General features: G+C 59.8%; 16 protein-coding genes. 7 read left to right on the forward strand and 9 right to left on the reverse strand.

The genetic code is table 11. From position 1 onward, the window contains the following. Positions 1-1,263, reverse strand: a complete 1,263-nt coding sequence (locus tag ARCT_RS0100005; RefSeq protein ID WP_027238273.1) for a replication initiation protein — start codon at positions 1,261-1,263, stop codon at positions 1-3. 598 nt (positions 1,264-1,861) lie between these two features. On the opposite strand from ARCT_RS0100005, the gene ARCT_RS0100010 reads away from it, so the two are divergent. Further along, complete coding sequence (locus tag ARCT_RS0100010) at positions 1,862-3,247, forward strand: AAA family ATPase (protein ID WP_027238274.1); 1,386 nt, start codon at positions 1,862-1,864, stop codon at positions 3,245-3,247. Beyond that, the gene (locus ARCT_RS0100015) at positions 3,240-4,307 is read left to right on the forward strand and encodes a ParB/RepB/Spo0J family partition protein (protein ID WP_027238275.1); all 1,068 of its coding nucleotides are present in this window, start codon (positions 3,240-3,242) and stop codon (positions 4,305-4,307) included. Before ARCT_RS0100010 ends, ARCT_RS0100015 begins: the two co-directional genes overlap by 8 nt. A 30-nt stretch (positions 4,308-4,337) precedes the next feature. Here the strand turns inward: ARCT_RS0100015 and ARCT_RS0100020 are convergent, their stop codons facing one another. From ARCT_RS0100020 to ARCT_RS0100040, 5 genes are all read right to left on the reverse strand, one after another. Beyond that, positions 4,338-5,351, reverse strand: coding sequence for a GDP-mannose 4,6-dehydratase (locus ARCT_RS0100020; protein ID WP_027238276.1), 1,014 nt, complete (start codon positions 5,349-5,351; stop codon positions 4,338-4,340). A 113-nt stretch (positions 5,352-5,464) separates the two neighbouring features. After that, on the reverse strand, positions 5,465-6,706 hold the full coding sequence (locus ARCT_RS0100025) for a lytic murein transglycosylase (RefSeq protein WP_027238277.1): 1,242 nt from the start codon (positions 6,704-6,706) through the stop codon (positions 5,465-5,467). A gap of 43 nt (positions 6,707-6,749) precedes the next feature. Beyond that, a complete protein-coding gene (locus ARCT_RS24925) occupies positions 6,750-7,787 on the reverse strand; it encodes a sensor histidine kinase (protein ID WP_051360468.1) in 1,038 nt (345 codons plus the stop codon). Continuing rightward, a complete protein-coding gene (locus ARCT_RS0100035; RefSeq protein WP_084300634.1) occupies positions 7,787-8,461 on the reverse strand; it encodes a response regulator transcription factor in 675 nt (224 codons plus the stop codon). The genes ARCT_RS24925 and ARCT_RS0100035 overlap by 1 nt, the downstream gene beginning before the upstream one ends. Next, positions 8,439-10,070 (reverse strand): DUF4153 domain-containing protein, encoded by a 1,632-nt coding sequence (locus tag ARCT_RS0100040; RefSeq protein WP_027238279.1) that lies wholly within the window; start codon positions 10,068-10,070, stop codon positions 8,439-8,441. The genes ARCT_RS0100035 and ARCT_RS0100040 overlap by 23 nt, the downstream gene beginning before the upstream one ends. 214 nt (positions 10,071-10,284) lie before the next feature. On the opposite strand from ARCT_RS0100040, the gene ARCT_RS0100045 reads away from it, so the two are divergent. Beyond that, entirely contained in the window at positions 10,285-11,466 is a 1,182-nt protein-coding gene (locus ARCT_RS0100045; protein ID WP_027238280.1) for a lytic murein transglycosylase, read from the forward strand. A 65-nt stretch (positions 11,467-11,531) separates the two neighbouring features. Here ARCT_RS0100045 and ARCT_RS0100050 read toward each other — a convergent pair whose 3' ends face one another. The 3 genes from ARCT_RS0100050 to ARCT_RS0100060 form a co-directional block, all read right to left on the reverse strand. Continuing rightward, positions 11,532-13,082, reverse strand: a complete 1,551-nt coding sequence (locus ARCT_RS0100050) for a TRAP transporter large permease (protein ID WP_027238281.1) — start codon at positions 13,080-13,082, stop codon at positions 11,532-11,534. Continuing rightward, a complete protein-coding gene (locus tag ARCT_RS0100055) occupies positions 13,075-13,578 on the reverse strand; it encodes a TRAP transporter small permease subunit (RefSeq protein ID WP_027238282.1) in 504 nt (167 codons plus the stop codon). Before ARCT_RS0100055 ends, ARCT_RS0100050 begins: the two co-directional genes overlap by 8 nt. 76 nt (positions 13,579-13,654) lie before the next feature. Then, a complete protein-coding gene (locus ARCT_RS0100060) occupies positions 13,655-14,740 on the reverse strand; it encodes a TRAP transporter substrate-binding protein (protein ID WP_027238283.1) in 1,086 nt (361 codons plus the stop codon). Positions 14,741-15,117: 377 nt separating this feature from the next. Here ARCT_RS0100060 and ARCT_RS0100065 point away from each other — a divergent pair, with 377 nt between their 5' ends. The 4 genes from ARCT_RS0100065 (at position 15,118) to ARCT_RS0100080 (ending at position 19,835) form a co-directional block, all read left to right on the forward strand. Then, positions 15,118-16,644, forward strand: coding sequence for a class I adenylate-forming enzyme family protein (locus ARCT_RS0100065; RefSeq protein WP_036783753.1), 1,527 nt, complete (start codon positions 15,118-15,120; stop codon positions 16,642-16,644). A 78-nt stretch (positions 16,645-16,722) separates the two neighbouring features. Next, a complete protein-coding gene (locus tag ARCT_RS0100070; RefSeq protein WP_027238285.1) occupies positions 16,723-17,787 on the forward strand; it encodes a C4-dicarboxylate TRAP transporter substrate-binding protein in 1,065 nt (354 codons plus the stop codon). Between the two features lie 106 nt (positions 17,788-17,893). Then, the gene (locus ARCT_RS0100075) at positions 17,894-18,397 is read left to right on the forward strand and encodes a TRAP transporter small permease (RefSeq protein WP_027238286.1); all 504 of its coding nucleotides are present in this window, start codon (positions 17,894-17,896) and stop codon (positions 18,395-18,397) included. 97 nt (positions 18,398-18,494) lie between these two features. After that, positions 18,495-19,835 (forward strand): TRAP transporter large permease, encoded by a 1,341-nt coding sequence (locus ARCT_RS0100080; RefSeq protein ID WP_027238287.1) that lies wholly within the window; start codon positions 18,495-18,497, stop codon positions 19,833-19,835. The last annotated feature ends 17 nt before the right edge of the window (positions 19,836-19,852 follow it).

Genomic DNA, 19,852 nt, shown 5'->3' on the forward strand with positions numbered 1-19,852 from the left:
TCATACCTCAAACCCCTCCGGTTCCATCTCTTGCCAAAAGGCGATGATCGCGCTGGCATTCAAGGCCGACCGCCAACCATGGACGCGAAAATTCTCGCGTTCCAGATCGTCCTCCAGCCCCGCCATGAACAGCTGCTTATCCGCATCCCGCTGGGTGGGGTTTCGCCGCGAAACCAATTCTTCCACCAGGTCCAGCCGACGCGCCCGCTCTTCCCTCTCGGCCTGCCGCGCCGCATATTCCGCCGCCTCTTTGGCGCGCTGCTGATCCCGCAACCGGGCGGCCTCGATTGCTGCGGGGCTGGGGTCCATTTTTGCTGCAGGTTTCTGAGGCTGATAATCATCCCGCAGCGCCGCCGAGAGGTAGCCAACCGAGCTTTTGACCTGGGCCTGTTCCTCCATCAGCGACAGTTTCTGTTTCACGTAGTCCTCGCCGTGTTCGGTGATCCACTGGCGCGCCAGGCGGTCAGAGACCCCCTGCCCCCGCAACGCCTTGTAGGTCGCCAGATTGCGCATTCCGTCGCTGTCATCAATCTGGAACATCGCCATCTGCGGGTTGGATTTGATCAGAAAGCGGATCTCGGTCACCGCCCTGCCCTTCTTTTGAAACTCCGGCGTGATGATGATGTCGGAGCTTTTATTCACCTCCGCCACCGCCGGCTTGATGATCTTGGCGTTGAGATGCTTGAAGCTCTCGTAATAGCTGGAGCCGTCAACGCCCATCAGCTTGCGAAAGGTTTCAAGACTCCACCAACCGGTCGAGCGGGTGCGTACAAAACGATAGCAGTTTTCATAAAGCGCCAGCCCATGGCCCGAGCTGAAGTTGCGCTGGATATGCACATTGATCAGCGCATAGATTTTGGGGTCGTGCAGTTTCTGCGCCAGCGCCGGCGAATAGGCATATTCACAAACGCCGTTCTTCAGCTTGGCAAAGGACAGTAGCGACGACACCCCCCATTCCTGCCGCCCCTTGTCATCCAGCATGTCCCATTCCGCCACTGTTTCGGCCAGGGCGCGCAGGCTGGCGCGCAGGGTGTCAAAATCGTTGGAGTTGTAGCCGACGATTGTCGCCAGGGTCCGCGCATCAATGGTGTGGCTTTGCGCCGTGGTCAGCGCGTCATAGGCATTGAGCAGCAGCACATTTGACAGCTTGCGTTGCAACAGGCTCAGCTTGCCGCTGATATGAATCGCTGCCACATTCTTTTTCACCGTTTCCCGCCGCAATGCGCCGGATAGGGAATCCATGTCGATCTGGGAATCGCTCATACCATTTGCCTGCTCGATTTTTCCGACATCATGCCATATAAGGTACCCAACTATCAATCACGCTCAGGTTCCTGAACCCCCGCTTTTAAGGTACCCATATACAGGAGCCCCCTGCCCCATTTGAATCCGCCGCCTGCCCCTGCTCGACTCACCAGGGGCAAACGAAGCTCCCACAGCGGCCCCACCCCGAACCCGGCGCAGAGTCACTTTAGAGCCTAACGCCCCACAGGAGAGCCTAATCGAGGGTGAGAGCCCATCCCGAGAATCGGTGCCCCTGATCCCGCGCCAAGGCACCACTTATCCCGTTGATGGGTACCTATGATCCCGCAGATTGGTACCTTTCATCCTGATCTTAGGTCCCCAGATCAAACCAACCCGTTGAAATAAAACATCTTATCTTGGGCAAAGATTCTAAAATACCTAAAAGAACTAAACCTATGTTGTGCCTAAGATTCTGATTTCACTGGGTTTCGCCGCGAAACCTGCTGAATATGTCACGATTGCGCAAATGTAGCATATCCATGCTGGAATGATCATAAGATGTCCGCTAGTTTCCCTGATATACGCCGAATAGGCGAACATAATATGAGGCAACGATATGAGCAAACCCCCCTCACCTGCCCTGCCCCCCTATCTTAATCTGGATCCAAAGGCGGCCGCAAAAAAACTGCCTGATCCGATTGGTACCGCCCGCTTTGCCAAGGCAGCAGCCTTTTGTGGCAAGGGGCGCGAGGATCTGGCGCGGCGGGGATATGCCCCGGATGGCCAGAAACGGCTGCGCAAATTCTCAACCTGGGAAATCACAAAATACCTGATACCGGTAGCGCCTGCGCATCTGCGCCGGGTCCTCAAGGCAAATCCTGATCTGCCTCAGGGTGAGGGCGAAGGCGGCTCCAAATGGTTCACCCTGGAAGAGGTTCTGGCGCTGCGCCAGCACTTTGACAGCGAGGGGGTCAGCACCAAGGAATATGTGCCCTACCGTCCCAAAGGCCTGCCAGCCAAAGTTGTCGCCGTGGCCAATTTCAAAGGCGGCGTTGGCAAGACCTCGACGGCGGCGCATCTGGCAATGTCTGCCGCGCTGGACGGCTATAAGGTGCTGGTGATTGACCTCGACAGCCAGGGGTCGATGACCTCGATCATGGGGGGCAAGGTTGCGGATGAATGGCAAACCGTCTTCCCGCTGGTGGCCAAGGACTACGCCAAGGCGGTCACCGCTGAAAACCAGGTGCGGGTGGCGGCGGGCCAGCCAGAGATCCCACTGGATGAGACGCTGCAAGAGGCGCTGAAAACCACGCCACAGGATGTTATCCAGAAAACCCACTGGCCCAATATCGATCTGATCGGGGCGCAGCTTAATCTTTACTGGGCGGAATTTCAGATCCCGGTCTGGCGCATGGGATTGCGCAGCTGGCCGCTGTGGGACGGGCTGACAAATTTTCTGGAGGATGAAAACATCCTCAATGAATATGACGTGATCTTTCTCGATACGCCGCCCGCACTTGGCTATCTGACCATCAATGCGCTGGCTGCTGCGGACATTCTGCTGGTGCCGCTGGGGGCGTCGTATCTGGAGTTCGACTCGACCGGGCGCTTCTTTGACATGCTCTACACCACCTTTGCCTCGATCGAGGACGGTGAAAATTCCGCACAGCGCGCGGCGGGGTTACCAGAAATAAAGTTCGAATGGGATGTAGTACGGGCCATTGTCACCCGGTTTGATGCCAGTCAGCAGACCGATATGGCCAATGTGATCCAGGCCTATTTTGGTGATTTCATGAATGCTTATCGGCAGGATTATACGGCCCTGGTTGGCCAGGCGGGGGAGCAGGTGAACGGCATCTACGAGGCCGACTACCGTGACTTTAACCGCGACACCTATGTGCGGGGGCGGGAAACCTTTGACCGCACCTATGCGGAATTCAAGGAACTGCTGATCGGCTGCTGGTGGCGTGATGCAAATATGGGAGACGAGCAAGATGGCTAAACGCAGAAGACTGATCGCCCCGGACGCCAGTGAGCTGCAAGAACTGGAGGAGGGTTTCGCCGCGAAACCTTCGGCCAATCCGTTTGAAACCAAATCTGCGGTGCCGCCTATCGCCCAGGTCGCAGCCGAGGCCGCCAGCCTCAACAGTATGGCCGGGGTCACCGACCGGGTGGCGCTGGCCCGGGATCAGGGCGATGCCGCCCGCTGGCGCGAGGCTGAAAAGGACGGTCTGGTTGTGCAGATGTTGGCAATTGCGGACATCGACCAGGATTTCATCCGCCGTGACCGGCTGGTGGAAGAGGCCGAGGCCATGGCGGAACTGCAGGCCTCGATCAAGGAAAACGGGCTGCGCGCACCCATCGAGGTGGCCAGGACGGAAACTGGCTATGGCTTGATTTCGGGCTTTCGCCGTCTTCAGGCCTATCGGGCCTTGTCGGCGCAGGATGTCGGCTTTGGCCAAATCCCGGCCTTTGTGCGCGAGGCTGACGCGGGGCAGGCGGCCTATGTTTCGATGGTGGAAGAAAACGAGGTACGCGCCAACCTCAGCCATTATGAGCGCGGCCGCATTGCGGTGCTGGCAAAGGGGCAGGAGGTCTTTCCCAGTATCGAGGCCGCCGTGGATGCGCTTTTTGCCGCCGCTTCCAAGGCAAAACGCTCCAAGGTGCGCAGCTTTGCCCTGGTGCACGAGGCCCTGGGCGATCTGTTGCAGTTCCCAACCGGCCTGACGGAAAAGGCGGGGCTTGCCCTGGCGACGGCGCTGCGGGATGGCCACCAAACCCAGTTGCGCGCTGCCCTGGCAGAGGCAAAGGCGCAGGACGCCAAATCCGAATGGGTCCTGCTGCAAAAGACACTGAAATACGCAAGCGCCGCGCCGCGTGACAGGTCCCGGGGCGGGCGTCCGCAGGAAATCACCCGGCTGCCAAGCCGTGATCTGCCCAAAGGCGGGGCGCTGAGTGCTGAGGTGTCTGCCGACGGGCTGCGGATCGAGCTGAAGGGCAGGGTGATCAATGCCGATACGGCAGAACAGATCCTGAAACTGATCGCCCGCCAAATCGGCTGAGGCCATAGGGCGGCTGCAAAACCGGGGCTGCTATTTCTGATAGTAGTCCCGGAACCAGGCGACAAAGCGATCTATGCCGTCGCGGAAATTGGTCTGCGGCTGATAGCCCGTCAGCTTTTTCAGCAGTGTCGCGTCGGCCCAGGTGGCGGGCACATCGCCGATCTGCATCTCCATGTAGTTGCGAATGGCCTTTTTGCCGAGGCTGGTTTCTATGGCGTCGATAAAGTCCAGCAAACGCACCTTCTCGGAGTTGCCGATATTGACCACCCGGTAGGGGGCAACGGCGGAGAGGCTGTCGCCTGCCGCAATCTCTTCCTTGCTGGCGGGGCGCTGGGGCACCACGTCGATCAGCAGGCGAATGCCGCGCACCAGATCGTCGACATAGGTGAAATCGCGGTACATCTCACCGTGGTTATAGATGTCGATGGGGCGCTCTTCGAGGATGGCATCGGCAAATTTGTAAAAGGCCAGATCCGGCCGCCCCCAGGGGCCATAGACGGTAAAGAACCGGAACATGGTGGTCGGCAGATCCCAGAGATGCGCATAGGAATGGCCCATGCTCTCATTTGCCTTTTTGCTGGCGGCATAGATGGTGAGCGGCGCATCGGTGTGATCAAGCTCGGTAAAGGGCATCACATCGTTGCCGCCATAGACCGAAGAGGAGGAGGCCATCAGCAGGTGTTGGACCTTCAAACGGCGGGCGGCCTCCATCACGTTGAAGGTGCCCATGACGTTGGTTTCCAGATAAGATCTTGGGTTTTCAAGGCTGTAGCGCACGCCAGCCTGCCCGGCGAGGTGAATGATCACCTCTGGTGCAAAGGCGTCGGCCATGGCGTCAAACGCCTGTGCGTCTTCCAGCATTGCTTCGGTGGCCGAAAAATTGGGGTGCTGCAGCAATATGGCATGGCGGCGCTGCTTTAGGGTGACATCGTAGTATTCGGTCATGCCGTCAAAGCCATGCACGCGAAAGCCTTCGTCGAGCAGCAGTTTGGCGAGGTGAAAACCGATGAACCCGGCGGTGCCGGTAACAAGAACCCGTTTCATGTGCTGTCTATAAGTCCTGCGTTCGGGTTGCCAAAGAGGCTGCCCTGGTGATGCTGGCGTTGCTATAGCACGGCCACCCCGGCTGTGCGAGGGGGCTGGGTGATCTGATCACACTAGTTTGAAGCCAATGATTTCATTGAACTATCTGGAAAACACCGGGCGTCTTTGCCAGTGCTTTCTTGCCAGCGACCAATCGCGCGGCGGGTCTTGAATCCAACCAACCCGTCGGCGCCGCCCACATCATGGCCCAGGGCCTCCAACCCGCGCTGCATCGCGGCCACGTCCGAGCGGTAAAGCCTGTCCAGGCCTTGCCAACCGGTAGTGAAATCACCAACCCCGTATTGGATGCGGTCGCCAACGTGGCCGACAAACAGCGCGTAGAGATCGCTTTTGTTGTAGTCCTTCAGCACGTAGAAATTTGGCGTGACGATAAAGGCGGGTCCGTATCGCCCGGCGGGCATCATCAAAAACCCCTGACCATCGCGCTCCGCTGCCGGGAAGGGGCGGCCAGAGATCCGGGTGATGCCCAAGGATTCCCAATCGGCGATGCTGCGGCCCTGATCCGGGCCTTCCAGGCTGCAGGAGACCTCGGGCGGGACCTTTACCTCGAAGCCCCAGTCGCGCCCCTTTTGCCAGCCGTGTTCCGCCAGAAAAGCCCCGATGGACATCAGCGTGTCGGCCTCGGATCCCCAAATATCTGCGCGTCCGTCGCCATTGCCGTCGCTGGCATATTTCAGGAAATTGCTTGGCATAAACTGGGGCTGCCCCAGGGCGCCGGCCCAGCTGCTTTTCATATCTCCGGCGTTGACATGCCCGGCCTGGGCGATTTGCAGCGCGGCGATAAGTTCTGCGCTGAAATAATCTGCGCGGGTGCTCATGAAGGCTTTGGTGCCCAGAACCCGGAACACATTATGCGGGATTTTGGCACGGCCATGGGCGCTTTCGCGGCCCCAGATGGCAATGGCAATCCGCCCCGGCACCCCGGTTTCTGCCTCGACACGCGAGAGGGTGCCGGCATGGCTTTGCAGCATCTTACGCCCCATCGAACTTGCCCCATCCAGCCCGCTGCGGCTGAAATATTTGGCGGGCACGCCAAACTCTGCCTGTCGTTGCAGTTTTGGCACCTGCGGTGTGCTGCCAGGAGGCACCAGATCGGGCAGATCCCAGTTCAGCGTGACGCCGGAGAAAGCGGCCTTAAAGGTCTTGCGGCTGACGCCTGCCGCCTTGGCTTCGGGCCAGATCTCTTGCTGTAGCCAGTCCTGAAACTGGCGCTCCACCTTGGCGCGGTTTGTGGCCGCGGCGGGCAGGGGCAGCAGCCAAAGCACGGCGAGCAAAACAAGAAAACGACTGAACATGATGTGGGCTCCGGCCTGCACAAGAGGATCTGCACCTGCCAGCCTAACGGGGTTTGGCAAAAATGCCACCCAAGCCTGGGCGGGTTTCAGCGCAGGCTTGGGTGGCAAAGCCAATAACAAAGCAGGCACCGCTGTCGCTGGGCTGCAGGGATATATCACCGCCATGCACCGAGAGCATATTGCGCAGGATTGTCAGCCCCATGCCAGTGCCACCTTTGGCGCGTTTGGTGGTGAAAAACGGGTCAAAAACCTGCGCTGCATTGCCGGCGGAGATGCCTTTGCCGTCGTCGGTAATCCTGAGTTCCACACCTGAAGACAGTAGCTGAGCCGCAATAACAGCGCGTTGTGCCCCCTGTTCGCGGGCGTTGTTCAGCAGATGGGTAAGGATGATCTGCAACCCGCTTGCCCCGATGGGCAGCGCCAGATCGCCACCAGACAGCGCCAGCTGCAGATCGGCAAATTCGGCCTGAAGCCAGGTGTTGACCGCGCTGAGGCTGCTGCTGCCCTGATGGGTCATCTCGCGGGCGCGGGCGACCTCGCGTAGGGCGATCAGCTGGTCCTCGATCTGCCGCGCAGCACCGTCGATCTGGGCAAGCAGCTTTTGGTCTTCGGGCGACAGGGCGCCGCCATCCTCGATCAGCTCAGTCGCGGCACGAATGGCAGAGACGGGGGTTTTGATCTCATGGCTGACGTGATCGGTAAAGCTGCGGATGGTCATTTCCCGGTTGCGCAGATGATCCGCCATATTGACCACATTGCGGGCCATTTCATGCAGCTCTGTGGTGCCAGAATGATATGGCGGATCAATGGGTTGACCAGGGGTGTTGCGAATTTGGGCGGCATAGGCATTGAGCGCGCGAATGGGCGAAAGCAGCAGTCGCACCAGCAGCCAGCCGAGAAAGGCGGTTGCCAACAGAATCAGCGTGCCCAGCAGGGTCGCCGCATTGCGAAAGCCTATTTCCGGCCCCAGATAGCGCAGCACCACCAGGCCAATCAGCGACAGGATCAGGGTTCCAACCAGGCCACCACCCAGCACCAGGGCCAGCGAGGGGCGCCATTTCTGTACCAACTGCCCCGGCATCAGCGCAGCGCCCTGAGCCGGATGCCTACGGCATGCACGGTCTCGATCAGATCACTGGCTCCGGCCTGTTCCAGTTTGGCGCGCAGATTGCGCAGATGGCTGTCCAGGGTGCGATCAGAGACCTGACTGCCTGCCCCCCAGATCTGGGTGATCAGCTCGCCACGGCTGCGAATGCGGCTGGGGTCTTGCAGCAATAGCAGCAGAATGCCCTGTTCGCGGGCGGTAAGAGACACGTCTTGGCCGGTGATCTGGCAGCGATGCGCCTGTGGGTCGAGGGAGAGTTCCCCATGGGTCAAGGCCGCCGGGGCCTGCGCTTTCTGGCTGCGTTTCAGAATGGTGCGGATACGGGCCACCAGCTCGCGCGGGCTAAAGGGTTTGGTGACATAGTCATCGGCGCCCAGTTCCAGCCCCAGAATGCAGTCCACCTCATCATCGCGGGCGGTGAGAAACAGGATCGGCACCTCTGATCGTTGCCGGATGCGGCGGCAGACCTCAAACCCGTCTAGCTCTGGCAGGCCGATATCCAGCACGATGAAATCAGGCAGTTCGCGGCTGGCATGCAGCAGGGCCTCCTGCCCATCGGCAGCGGTCACCACCTGCCAGCCCGCGCGCTCCAGCGCGATGCGCACCAGCTCACGCAGGCGGGGGTCGTCATCGACCAGTAGAATCTTCATCGGCTTTTGCCTTACCTGCATCTGCACTTGAGCTGTCAAAATCGGCCCCAGCATAGGAACTTACCCGCCAGGAGCGAAAGCCCCATTCGCGCCAGTTTCCCTGATCGGCAGGGCGCTGCCAACAGCTGTCATAGCCGGGGGGGATTTGCAGAGCCGCATCCGCCAGACGTGCCGTCTGGATCCCGCTGGCCGCATTGGGCCCAAGGGTGCAGATATAGTACCAATCCAGCGTTTTTGTTGCGCTCATGCTTAGATTCTGGGCGGCAATCAGGCTGGCAAAATTGACAAAGGCACAAAGATATAGCGTCACCAGCCCCAGCCCGGTGCAGCGCAGCAGCAGCCAACGGTTGGAGCAGGTCTTGAGGATCTGCCAGGCGGTCAGCAGCAGCCCCGCCACCACCAGCCCAATCCAGATCATCGCATAGAGCCGCAGATAGGTAAGACCAAAGCTGGTGACATAGAGATCAAGCCGCAACAGCGAGGTGAGGCCCAGCAGGACATTCTGGCCAAGCCACAGCATCATCAGCGGTTTCAGGCTGGCATGGCTTCCCAGATAGGGCCGCGCGGCGAGGGCAAAGCCTCCGGCCAGCATGGCAGTGGCCAGCAGCGGATAGGCGCCCCGATGGGCGTAGGTCGCCAGCGTCATGCCCTCGGGCAGTTCCGCTCCGCCAATGAGGATGGAGAGATCCATCAGGCTTTGCACTCCGAGGATTAGGTTGAACACCACCAAGGCGCGCAGCACCGATCCGGCATTGAGCCCAAAGCTCAACCCCTGGCGGTGGGAGGTGTTTTTGGCTTTTGTTTCAGCTGTTTCCTTTTGCGGTGTGGGCACCAGAAAAGGCCAGATCATCAGGGCGGCGCCACTCCAGAACAGGACACGCCGCAGCAGCGCCATGATATCCAGATCAAACCGCAGCATCTCCATCAGGCTTTGCTCCAGCAGCGGGTTGGCCTGCAGCAGCAGGGTGATCAGCACCAGGGCACCGCCCAGAGGAAAGCTCCAGTTGCGAAAGTGCCGGGCCAGGGAGCGCGACAGGGAAGAGGTGGGCAGGGTGGCCGTTTGCTCTGCTTGCTGAGCGCCCGGTTTGGGGGCAGGGGCGGTCTGGAACAGGTTCTGCAACAGCGCCCGCAGGCCTGTGAGGGGCAGGGCGCGCAGCAGGTGCAGCGCTGCCGCGGGTATCGCCGCAAGGCGGGTCTTGGACGGCTGATGTATCCAGGCGACGGCGGTGATCAGGCCAAACAGCTGAAACCCCAGTGATAGAGCCTGATAATGTTCGATCACCGGCAGGCTGGTGAGCAGCAAAAACAGCAGCGCCGGTTTACTTTGGGCTGTGTCGGGGGCATTTATCAGCACGGCGGCGCCAAACAGCGCCCAACTGAACAGAGCCACTGACAGCCCCGGCGCATAGCCCCAGAACAGCCAGTCCGCCAGCGCCACCAGGACCACCAGTGCCAGCATCGCGCTGCCGCCCTTGCGGCTCAGATCTGCCCAGTTGCGCGGCTGCTTTGGTGCGGCGGGGGCGGGGTCTTCTGCGCTATCGCAGTTCAGCCACCAGCCATCCTGTTGCAAAGACGCGGGCAGGCCGCGCACGATATATTCACCTGTCATCTTCTGTTCCCTCTGTCTCATTTTTCTTTGTAAGGACCAGGGAAGGGATGCCACAGTCCCCGCGCAGCGCTTGCGCAAGAGATGTGCAGAGTTTGTGCAGATCCGTGGACCGTGCATTCGGCGGGGAGGCGCCCAGATGCAGCCAGAGAGGTGCCGCATAGATTGCAAGCGGGGTGAGATGCGCTAGGGTAAAAGAAAACAGCGAGCAGACATCATGAGTATTTCCAAGACAACAACCCAAGTTTCACGACGGAGCTTTGGCTTTGGCGTTGCCGCCTTTGGACTGGTGGCCTGCGGCAATGTCACCTCGGCCAATCAGCAGGGCCCGCAGGGCAGCATGCCGTTGGCAAAACCGGGACTGCCTGCGGATCTGCAACCCATGCCCAATGCCGGCTATGACGCCTGGGTGGATGGGTTTTACCCCCGCGCCCAGGCCCAGGGCATATCAGAGGCAACCCTGCGGGCTGGGTTTCGCAATGCCGGCTATCTGCCGGGGGTGGTGAAACGTGACCGCAACCAGACCGAATTCAAACGCACACTAGAAGATTACCTGTCGATTGCGGTCTCAGACGAGCGCGTCAGCAAGGGCCGCGCCGCCTATCAGCGGCATCAGAAAACTCTGCTGGCGCTGGAGGCAAAATACGGCGTTGACGCATCCATCATTGCCGCGATCTGGGGGCTGGAGAGCTTTTACGGCGAACGGCGCGGTGATGTGCCGGTGGTCTCGGCCACCTCGACCCTGGCCTATGACGGGCGGCGCGGCGCGTTTTTTGAAAAGCAGCTGATCGCGGCGCTGAAGATCCTGCAAAATGGCGATATCGCCGCCAATAAGATGACGGGCAGCTGGGCCGGTGCCATGGGCCATACCCAGTTTATTCCTACGTCATATCAGGCCTTTGCGGTGGATTTCACCGGCGACGGGCGGCGCGATATCTGGTCTGAGGACCCGGCGGATGCGCTGGCCTCGACGGCGGCCTATCTGCAACGCAATGGCTGGACACGCGGCACCCGCTGGGGGCGGGAAGTCACCGGCGCGGCGGCCGCTGGCGCCTTGCAGCCACAGCCGGGCGGGCCCAGTTTTGCGGTGACGGGTAATTTCAAGGCGATCAAGCGCTATAACAACTCGGATGCCTATGCGATTGGCGTTGGCCATCTGGCGGACCGCATTGCAGGCGGGCCGCCTTTGCGCGGTAAATTCCCACCGGATGCCAATGGGCTGACCAAGGATGACCGGGTCGAGTTGCAAAAACGTCTGACCGCCAAAGGCTTTGACACGGATGGGGCGGACGGGGTTTTAGGACCCAAAAGCCAGGCCGCGATCAGCGCCTATCAGTCCAGCATTGGCCTGCCCGCCACCGGCACAGCCTCGCAGGATTTGCTGCGCGGGTTGAAATAGCGCGGCGGCACTGACGGAATCTGCAAGGGTGGCCCGGAGCGGCCCTTGCAGAGCCGCCCTTTTGATTAAAACATGACGCTGGGCAGATAGGTGGCGATCTGGGGTAGGAACCAGATCAGCGCTACGGCAATAATCTGGATCAGGATAAAGGGCGTCACCCCAGCATAGATCTGGCCTGTGGTGATCTCTTTGGGTGCGGCGCCACGCAGGTAGAACAGCGAAAAGCCAAAGGGTGGCGTCAGGAAGGATGTTTGCAAATTGATTGCAATCAGCACCGAGAGCCAGACCGGATCATGCCCCATGATGATCAGGGTTGGCAGCAGCAGCGGCAGCACGATGACCGAGATTTCGACAAAATCGAGGAAGAAACCCAGCACAAAGATAAACAGCATGGAGAAAATCAGCGCACCGGTGGCCCCGCCCGGCATGGCGGCCAGCAGTTCCTGCACCCTGTCTTCACCGCCGAGACCGATAAAGACCAGCGAGAAGATGCCGGCTGACAGGATGGTGGCAAAGATCATCGCGGTCATGGTGAGGGTGGAGTTCAGCGCGGGTTGCAGCACTTTTTGGGTCACCATGCTGCGCAGAGCCAGGGCGATGGCGGTCAACCCTGCCAGTGTCAGCCCCATATAGACGGCCCCCAAGGCATAGCTGCCGCTGCTCAGATCGCTGCGTTGCAGCCGCACCGGGAACAGGCCGGCGCCAATCGCCAGCAGAATCAGACAGAGCGTTCCGAACAGGATAATGCGCCGGTTGGCGCCGGATTTTACCGCAGCCATCAGGGCGGCGCCAATGCCGCCCACCGATGCGGCTTCGGTCGGGGAGGCAATCCCGCTGAGGATCGCGCCGAGCACCGCTAGGATCAGCAGGATTGCGGGCAGGATTGCCTGCACCACCTCGGACAGGGGGGGGCGGGGCATGTCGGCAGGGGCAGGGGGCATGTCCTGGGGGCGGATCCATCCGCGCAGCAAGACATAGATAATGTACAGCCCCACCAGCGTCAGACCGGGCAGCAGGGCAGAGGCAAAGATCTGGCCCACTGAAATGGTGTCGATGGAGAATTTGCCCTGTTCATACTGCGCCTGCTGATAGGCATTCGACACCACATCCGACAGGATGATCAACAGGGTAGAGGGCGGAATGATCTGCCCCAATGTGCCCGCTGAACAGACCAGCCCCGAGGCGACGCGCGGATCATATCCGGCCCGCAACATGGTGGGCAGGGCGATCATGCCCATGGCCACCACCGTGGCTCCGACAATCCCGGTTGAGGCCGCCAGCAGCATCCCCACCAGAATGACCGAAATGCCCAGGCCTCCGCGCAGCTGCCCAAAGGAGCGCCCCATGGTGTCTAGCATGTCTTCGGCAATGCGGCTTTTCTCTAAGATGGCCCCCATCAGTACAAAAAGCGGAATTGCAATCAGCACATTATTGGTCAGCAGCCCAAAGATCCGTTGCGACATCGCCCCCAGCAGGTTGATGTTCATCACCCCCAGGGACCAACCCAGAATGGCAAAGAAGATTGCAGTGCCGGCAATGGAAAAGGCCACCGGAAAGCCAGAGAGAATGGCGACGACAAGCGCGCCAAACATAAGGATGTCGAGGTATTCAGCCATCACGGGTCTCGCTCTGGAACAGGATGCGCAGCACGCAGGAGAGCGATTGCAGCAGGACAAGGATGCAGAAGGCGGGGATCAGGCTTTTCATCAGGAAAACCGCTTTGATGCCGCCAACGGATATGGGCCCCTCGAGGATTTTCCACGAATTCGCAACGGCGGGCCAGGACCAATAGATCACCATTCCCATGGCAGGCATCAAAAGCAGCAGGTGGCCTGCCAGATCAATGCGGTTTTTGCCCGCAGCGCTGAGCCGGTCATAAAAGATATCAACCCGCACATGACCATCGTTCAGCAGGGTATACCCCGCGCCCAGCATAAATAGGGTGGCATGCATATAGAGCACTGATTCCTGGGCCGCGACGGAGGAATAGCCAAAGACATAGCGCGCGATCACGATGAGAAACTGCGCCAGCAACATTGCCAGCGCCAGCCAGCGCAGCAGATTGCCCGTGGTTCGGCTGAAGCCGTCCAATACTGTGATTAATCGCTGCATCTGCGCCTCAAATTCAGAAAACCGGCGCGGGGAGGGGAGCCCCGCACCGGTGTTGTTTGGTTGGAGAGCGTGGCTCTTAGTACCCCAGCGCCTTGGCGCGGGCGTTCATCTGGCCGTTGTCGGCGTAGCTCATGTAGGAGCCAACCGAATCGCGGTAGGCGGTGAAGCTTGCGGTGATGCGGCGGACCAGCTCGTCGTCATCCTCAGCCAGTTCCGCCATAACCTCAGCAGCGGCGTCCGCCATTGCGGCAACCACGTCATCGGGTAGCATTCTGACCTGAACACCTTCGTTCTCTACCATCTGTTTCAACGCCTGGGCGTGTTTGGTGGTATATTCGGTCCAGACCGGATTATAGAGACTTTCGCAGGCATAGCTGACCGCCTGTTTCAGATCGTCCGGCAGTTCGGCATAAGCGGTGGCGTTCACTGCGCATTCCTCAGCCGAGGAGGGCTCACCGACACCGGGCCAGTAGTAGTTTTTTGCAACCTGATAAAAGCCCACGGCGCTGTCGCTCCAGGGGCCAATGAATTCCCCGGCATCCAGCGCGCCGGTCTGCAGCGCCTGGAACATGTCGCGCGGCCCCATGGACTGTACCGCCATGCCGATCCTGGAACACATCTCCGAGGCCAGACCGGTGGTGCGGAATTTCAGACCTTTCAGGTCATCCAGCGAGTGGATCTCATCGCGGAACCAGCCCTGCCATTGTGGGCCAGAGTTGCCACAGAGGAAGGGCTTGAGGTTGAACCGTCCGTAGATCTCATCATAGAGCGCCTGTCCGCCGCCGTGATAGAGCCAGCCAAACTGTTCATCCGCGCGCAGACCAAAGGGCTGCGAGCCAAACAGCAGGATGCCCTTGGATTTGGAGCCCCAGTAGGCCGGAACCGCATGATAGAGCTCAGCCGTGCCTTCAGAGACCGCATCAAAAACACCACGGCCTGGCACCAGTTCACCAGCAGCGTGCAGTTTTACCTCGATGCGACCGCCCGACAGGGTGGTGATCCGGTCGGCCAGCATCTGCGCCGCAACACCGGGGCCAGGCAGGTTTTTGGGCCAGGCGGTGACCATGTTCCACTGGCGAATCCCCTGTGCGCTGGCTGGCGCTGCAAGGGTGCTGGCCGCGGCTCCCGCGGCGCCAATTTTGATAAAGTCTCTGCGTTTCATTTCACTCTCCGTCCCTGAAGATTTTTATTAAGCATACGCATGATTTTTTTAAGTCTGCACATAATTAAAGTCAATTCTCCTTTGACTATGACAGCAGATTCCGTTGCTGAGCAGCGCTGCAATGGGCTTGTGGTGCTAATCCTACTTGGGTTCAGGGGGCCGTGCACAATTTTTGAGCCATCCCGTTCAAAGGGTTAGGTCAAGGTGCAGAGTTTCACTATGGCTGCATGAATTCCACATATTGAAATTTGCAGCCGACCGGTCTATACCCGTGGCAACGCGCGATCCTGAGTCTCTTGGGCGGTAGGAGGCTGCCCTTGGGGGCGGCAAGGGGACAGGCGGGCGGTTTCAGTAGGATTCATAGGGAGGGGACCTGCGTGCAGACCCGAATTCACGACACATTAAGCGCGGCTGTTGCCGCAAAGCCTGACGCATTGGCGATCATTGACTATGCGGATAGAAAGTACAGCTGGTCCGAACTGGCTGCTGCAACCGCTGAGGCCAAGGAGGTTCTGCTGGCGCAGGGGGTCAAAGCCGGTGATCGCGTGGTCATGGTGTTTGAGAACTGCCTGTCTGTCTGTGCCTTTCTGTTTGCCACCAGTCAGCTGGATGCGACCTCCGTGCCGCTGAATGCGCGGCTGACCCATGCAGAGCTTGACCGGCTGATCACCCATAGCGATCCAAGTGCCGTGGTGTTTTGCAGCGATGCCTCTGATACGGCGGTGATCCACGGTAAGGCTTTTTCGGCCAAGACCGCCATTGGCAGCTACGGCACCGTGGGCTTGTTCCAGCGCAGGGGCAGCCAGCCGGAGCCCTGTTTTGAGGACGGATCCGCGCAGGTGGCGCTGCTGCTCTATACCTCTGGGACCACCGGCGCGCCAAAGGCGGCGATGCTGACCCACCACAACCTGCTGTGTGCTGCTGCGGCTTCGGCCAAGGTGCGCGGCATGCAGGACAACGATATGACCTATCTGGCGCTGCCGCTGTCGCATATCTTTGGCTTTGTTTCCTTCCTGTCGATTTGCGGCGCGCAGGGCGCGGTGCGGCTGGAGGCGCGGTTCTCGGTTGAGCGGCTGTATAAGGCGCTGAAAACGGATGTGACCCTGCTGCCCGCAGTGCCGCAGATGCATGCGCAACTGTTTCACTACGCGCGGGCGCAAAACGCGCCGCACTATGATATGGGGATGCTGCGGTTTGTCTCCTCTGGCGGCGCCCCGCTGGACCCGGTCTGGAAGCGTGAGGCCGAGACTTTTTATGGCATCCCACTGCAAAACGGCTACGGGCTGACCGAAGGCACCGCCGGTGTCTGCGCCACGGCCAGCCCCCTGGGCGATCCGGATGTCAGCGTTGGCCACCCCATGCAGGACAGCACCCTCCGGCTGGATTTTGACGCCGAGGGCGCCACCCCCGCCGAGGGTATCGGCGAGATTCTGGTGGGCGGTCCACAGATCATGAAGGGCTATTTCCGCGATCCCGAGCAAAGCGCCAAAGTGCTGACAGGGGATGGTTTTTTCCGTACCGGCGATCTGGGCCGGTTTGATGACGAAGGGCGCCTGCATATCGTGGGGCGCTCAAAAGAGCTGATCATCCGCTCCGGCTTTAATGTCTACCCGGTCGAGGTCGAAGGCGCCCTGACGGACCACCCCGAGGTCATCATGGCCGGAGTGGTGGGTCGGCAGGTTTCTGGCAACGAAGAGGTGCTGGCCTTTGTCAAAGTTGCGGCGGATTGCAGGCTGAGCGAGGCGGATCTTTCGGCTTTTGTGAAGGACAGACTCGCCCCCTATAAGCGACCAACCCGGATTGTTCTGGCGCAGGATCTGCCTGTGGCCCCAACCGGGAAAATCCTCAAGACCAAACTGCTGAGCACCTTTGCAGAGCAGCTGATGCCGGAAATTTCTCACTAAACACAAATTCTACTATACGGAATATACTTCTGTATGTTAGCCAAGACCAAACGCGATCTCGGGGAGGAGATTCAGACTATGAGCTTTGTAAAAACCACAGTGGGTGCAGCGGCGATTGCGCTGTCCTTTGGCACTGTTGCAGCGGCGCAGACCACCATCTTTTACGGCCACAGCGGCCCGGCGCGCGGCACGGTTCCGGCTGCGTTGAAATGGTTTGATGGCCGCATTGCCGAGCTGTCCGAGGGTGATTTGAAATTGGACGTGCAATGGGGCGGCGCCCTGTTCAAAGCCTCGGCTTCGGTGCCGTCGATTGGCGATGGTGTAGCCGATGCCGGTTCGGTCATCTCGGCCTATTTCCAAAAGGAAATGGCGGCCTATTCATTGGCGGATCTGCCTCTGGGCGGCCCCAACCCCTGGGTTGGCCTGCGCGCCACTGACCACCTGATGCGCAGCATGCCAGAGATCACCGAAAACCTGGCGCGCCAGAACCTGGTCTATATCGGCACCTTCACCGCTTCGGATGTCAACGTCGCCTGCAAGGGCGCCGAGATCAATTCGATCGAGGATATCGCGGGCCTGAAGGTGCGCGGCGCCGGCGTCTACGGCAAGGTCTTTGGCGAGCTGGGCGCCACCATGGTGAACCTCAGCGTTTATGATGCCTATCAAGGGCTTGATACCGGGTTGATCGATTGTACCCAGGGCTATTCCTATATCGTTCCAGCGCTGAAATGGCACGAAGTCATCGACAGCTACACCGTGTTGAACTGGGGTCAGATCGGTGGCTACGGCATGTTCATGAACAAGCAAAGCTATGACGCGCTGAGCGATGCGCAAAAGGCGGTACTGACCCAGGCGGGAACCGAACTGGCGGACAAATATGCCCAGATCGTCATTGGCGCCAATAGCAAGGCCCTGAAGGCAATGCGGGAAGATGCATACGACCGTCCGGTCAAGGTGCTGGAAGTCTCGGCTGAGGAACGCGCGGCGCTGAACGCCGCCACCGAACCTTTCCTGAATGACTGGAAAGAAAACGCTGCCAGCGTTGGTCTGAACCCTGACAAGATGATCGAGGTCTATACCCAGGCGGTCGCGGATTACACCGCCGAGTTTGAGGCCAAGGGTTATCCCTGGGAACGCAACTAAGCTGCGCCACTGATCTGACACACCGGGGCAGGGGAGGATCTGCCCCGGTGTGTCACAGGTGTGTCGCAGGTGTTTCAAAATTTCAAAGCGAGCAGGAGGGGGCGAAATGCTGGACCGGATCGAAAAACTCTTTATCGACGTGGCAACGGCGGCGATCATTCTATTGGCCTTGATGATCTTTGCCGATGTGATTGCGCTCAACCTGTTTAATGCTTCGGTGCCGGATGCGGTGATCATCGTGCGCGAGCTGATGGTGCTGGCGATCATCATGCCCCTGGCAGCAGCCACCACCCAGCGGGCCCATATCTCGGTTGAGTTTCTGACCAATATGCTGCCGTCCAAGGTGGTGGAGTATTTTGTGATCTTTGGCACCCTGTTTGGCGTCTTTGCCCTGACCCCGCTGATCTATTCAGGCGGCAAAGAGCTGATGCATCAGATCAATACCGGCAGCGCCTTTTACGGTGATCTGAACCTGCCGCAATGGCCCGGACGGTTGGCCTTTGTCATTGGTGTATCCCTGTGCTGGCTGCGTCTGCTGGTGATGGCTTTGGCTGACATCCGGACCGTCTGGCGCGGTGAGACCCTCGATTTCGAGCCCACAGGTCACTGAGCAGGTCACTCAGCAGGGTACGAACTGGCCCCTTTGCGCGTCGGCCGCTGACGGTCGCGACGCTTCGTAGAACACTTCAATTTCGGGAATAGACTTTATGGATCCGGCGACGATTGGATTACTGGCCTTTGGCCTGATGCTGGTATTGCTGGCGATGCGGGTGCCAATTGCCTTTGCATTGATTGGGGTTGCCACACTGGCCGCCTTTACCATCTTTGCCTTCAGAACCGGCACCTTCATGCCCGAGCGGGCCATTCGGGCGACCTCGTCGCTGGTGTTTTCAAACTCCTTTGATCTGGTGCACAGCTTTGATCTGTCGATGATCCCGCTGTTTGTGGCGCTTGGCAATATTGCCTATCGCGCCGGTATCACCACGGCTGTCTATAACTCTGCCAAAGTCTGGCTGGTGCGCCAGCGCGGTGGTCTGGCGGTGGCTTCGGTCATGGGCTGCGGCGGGTTTTCCGCCATCACCGGGTCCAGCCTCGCCTGTGCCTCGACCATGGGGAAGATCTGCACGCCCGAGATGCTGCGGCTGGGCTATGACCCCCGTCTGGCGACCGCAAGCGTGGCGGCGGGGGGCACCCTGGGGTCGCTGATCCCGCCGAGCATCCTGTTCATCATCTATGCCATCTTTACCGAAACCTCGGTCAGCAAGCTGTTCCTGGCAGGCGTCTTGCCGGGATTGCTGACGCTGGCGGGGTTTGTGCTGGTGATCTGGGTCTGGATCCGGGTCAATCCCAAACTGGTCCCCGAACAGGGCGCAGCCGCCAGCTGGGGCGAGAAAATGGCAGCCGCGCGCGAAGCCTGGCCTGCGGCGCTGATCTTTGTGATCATCGTGGTTGGCATCTATGGCGGCTTTTTCACCGCCACAGCAGCGGCGGCGGTCAGCGTTGTCATCACCACCGTGATTGGCTTTGGTCAAAAACGCCTGACCCTGCAGGGGCTCTGGGAGGCGGTGCGGGAAACCTGCGTGCAGACCTCAGCCATCTTCATCGTGGCGGCCGGGGCCAAGATCTTTGTCGCGGCCATTGCCCTGACCGGTATGGCACCGGCGCTGGTGCAAACGGTGGCGGACGCGCAGCTTTCGCCTGTGGTGCTGCTGATCTGCATCTGTGGCGTCTACCTGATGTTGGGCATGTTCCTGGATCCGATCGGGATCATGGTGCTGACCCTGCCGCTGGTGGTGCCTTTGGTGGAATCCTACGGCATGAACCTGATCTGGTTTGGCGTCGTGGTGGTAAAACTGCTGGAAATTGGCCTGATCACCCCACCGGTGGGGCTGAACGTCTTTGTTCTGTCCAACGTGGTGGGCAAGGCGGCGCCAATTGGCACCGTATTTGCCGGCATCTGGCGTTTCTTATGTGTGGATGTGGTGGTTCTGGCACTGATTGTGGGCTTTCCGTCGATTTCTCTCTTGTTGTCGATGACAGCAAGATGAACAGGCTTTTTCATTGG

Origin of the sequence: Pseudophaeobacter arcticus DSM 23566 (assembly GCF_000473205.1) — a bacterium.
GTDB lineage: Bacteria > Pseudomonadota > Alphaproteobacteria > Rhodobacterales > Rhodobacteraceae > Pseudophaeobacter > Pseudophaeobacter arcticus.

Coding starts and splice junctions, on each gene's coding strand:
- ARCT_RS0100005 (WP_027238273.1), bottom strand. CDS start 1,263: ATGAGCGATTCCCAGATCGACATGGATTCCCTATCCGGCGCATTGCGG.
- ARCT_RS0100010 (WP_027238274.1), top strand. CDS start 1,862: ATGAGCAAACCCCCCTCACCTGCCCTGCCCCCCTATCTTAATCTGGAT.
- ARCT_RS0100015 (WP_027238275.1), top strand. CDS start 3,240: ATGGCTAAACGCAGAAGACTGATCGCCCCGGACGCCAGTGAGCTGCAA.
- ARCT_RS0100020 (WP_027238276.1), bottom strand. CDS start 5,351: ATGAAACGGGTTCTTGTTACCGGCACCGCCGGGTTCATCGGTTTTCAC.
- ARCT_RS0100025 (WP_027238277.1), bottom strand. CDS start 6,706: ATGTTCAGTCGTTTTCTTGTTTTGCTCGCCGTGCTTTGGCTGCTGCCC.
- ARCT_RS24925 (WP_051360468.1), bottom strand. CDS start 7,787: ATGCCGGGGCAGTTGGTACAGAAATGGCGCCCCTCGCTGGCCCTGGTG.
- ARCT_RS0100035 (WP_084300634.1), bottom strand. CDS start 8,461: ATGAAGATTCTACTGGTCGATGACGACCCCCGCCTGCGTGAGCTGGTG.
- ARCT_RS0100040 (WP_027238279.1), bottom strand. CDS start 10,070: ATGACAGGTGAATATATCGTGCGCGGCCTGCCCGCGTCTTTGCAACAG.
- ARCT_RS0100045 (WP_027238280.1), top strand. CDS start 10,285: ATGAGTATTTCCAAGACAACAACCCAAGTTTCACGACGGAGCTTTGGC.
- ARCT_RS0100050 (WP_027238281.1), bottom strand. CDS start 13,082: ATGGCTGAATACCTCGACATCCTTATGTTTGGCGCGCTTGTCGTCGCC.
- ARCT_RS0100055 (WP_027238282.1), bottom strand. CDS start 13,578: ATGCAGCGATTAATCACAGTATTGGACGGCTTCAGCCGAACCACGGGC.
- ARCT_RS0100060 (WP_027238283.1), bottom strand. CDS start 14,740: ATGAAACGCAGAGACTTTATCAAAATTGGCGCCGCGGGAGCCGCGGCC.
- ARCT_RS0100070 (WP_027238285.1), top strand. CDS start 16,723: ATGAGCTTTGTAAAAACCACAGTGGGTGCAGCGGCGATTGCGCTGTCC.
- ARCT_RS0100075 (WP_027238286.1), top strand. CDS start 17,894: ATGCTGGACCGGATCGAAAAACTCTTTATCGACGTGGCAACGGCGGCG.
- ARCT_RS0100080 (WP_027238287.1), top strand. CDS start 18,495: ATGGATCCGGCGACGATTGGATTACTGGCCTTTGGCCTGATGCTGGTA.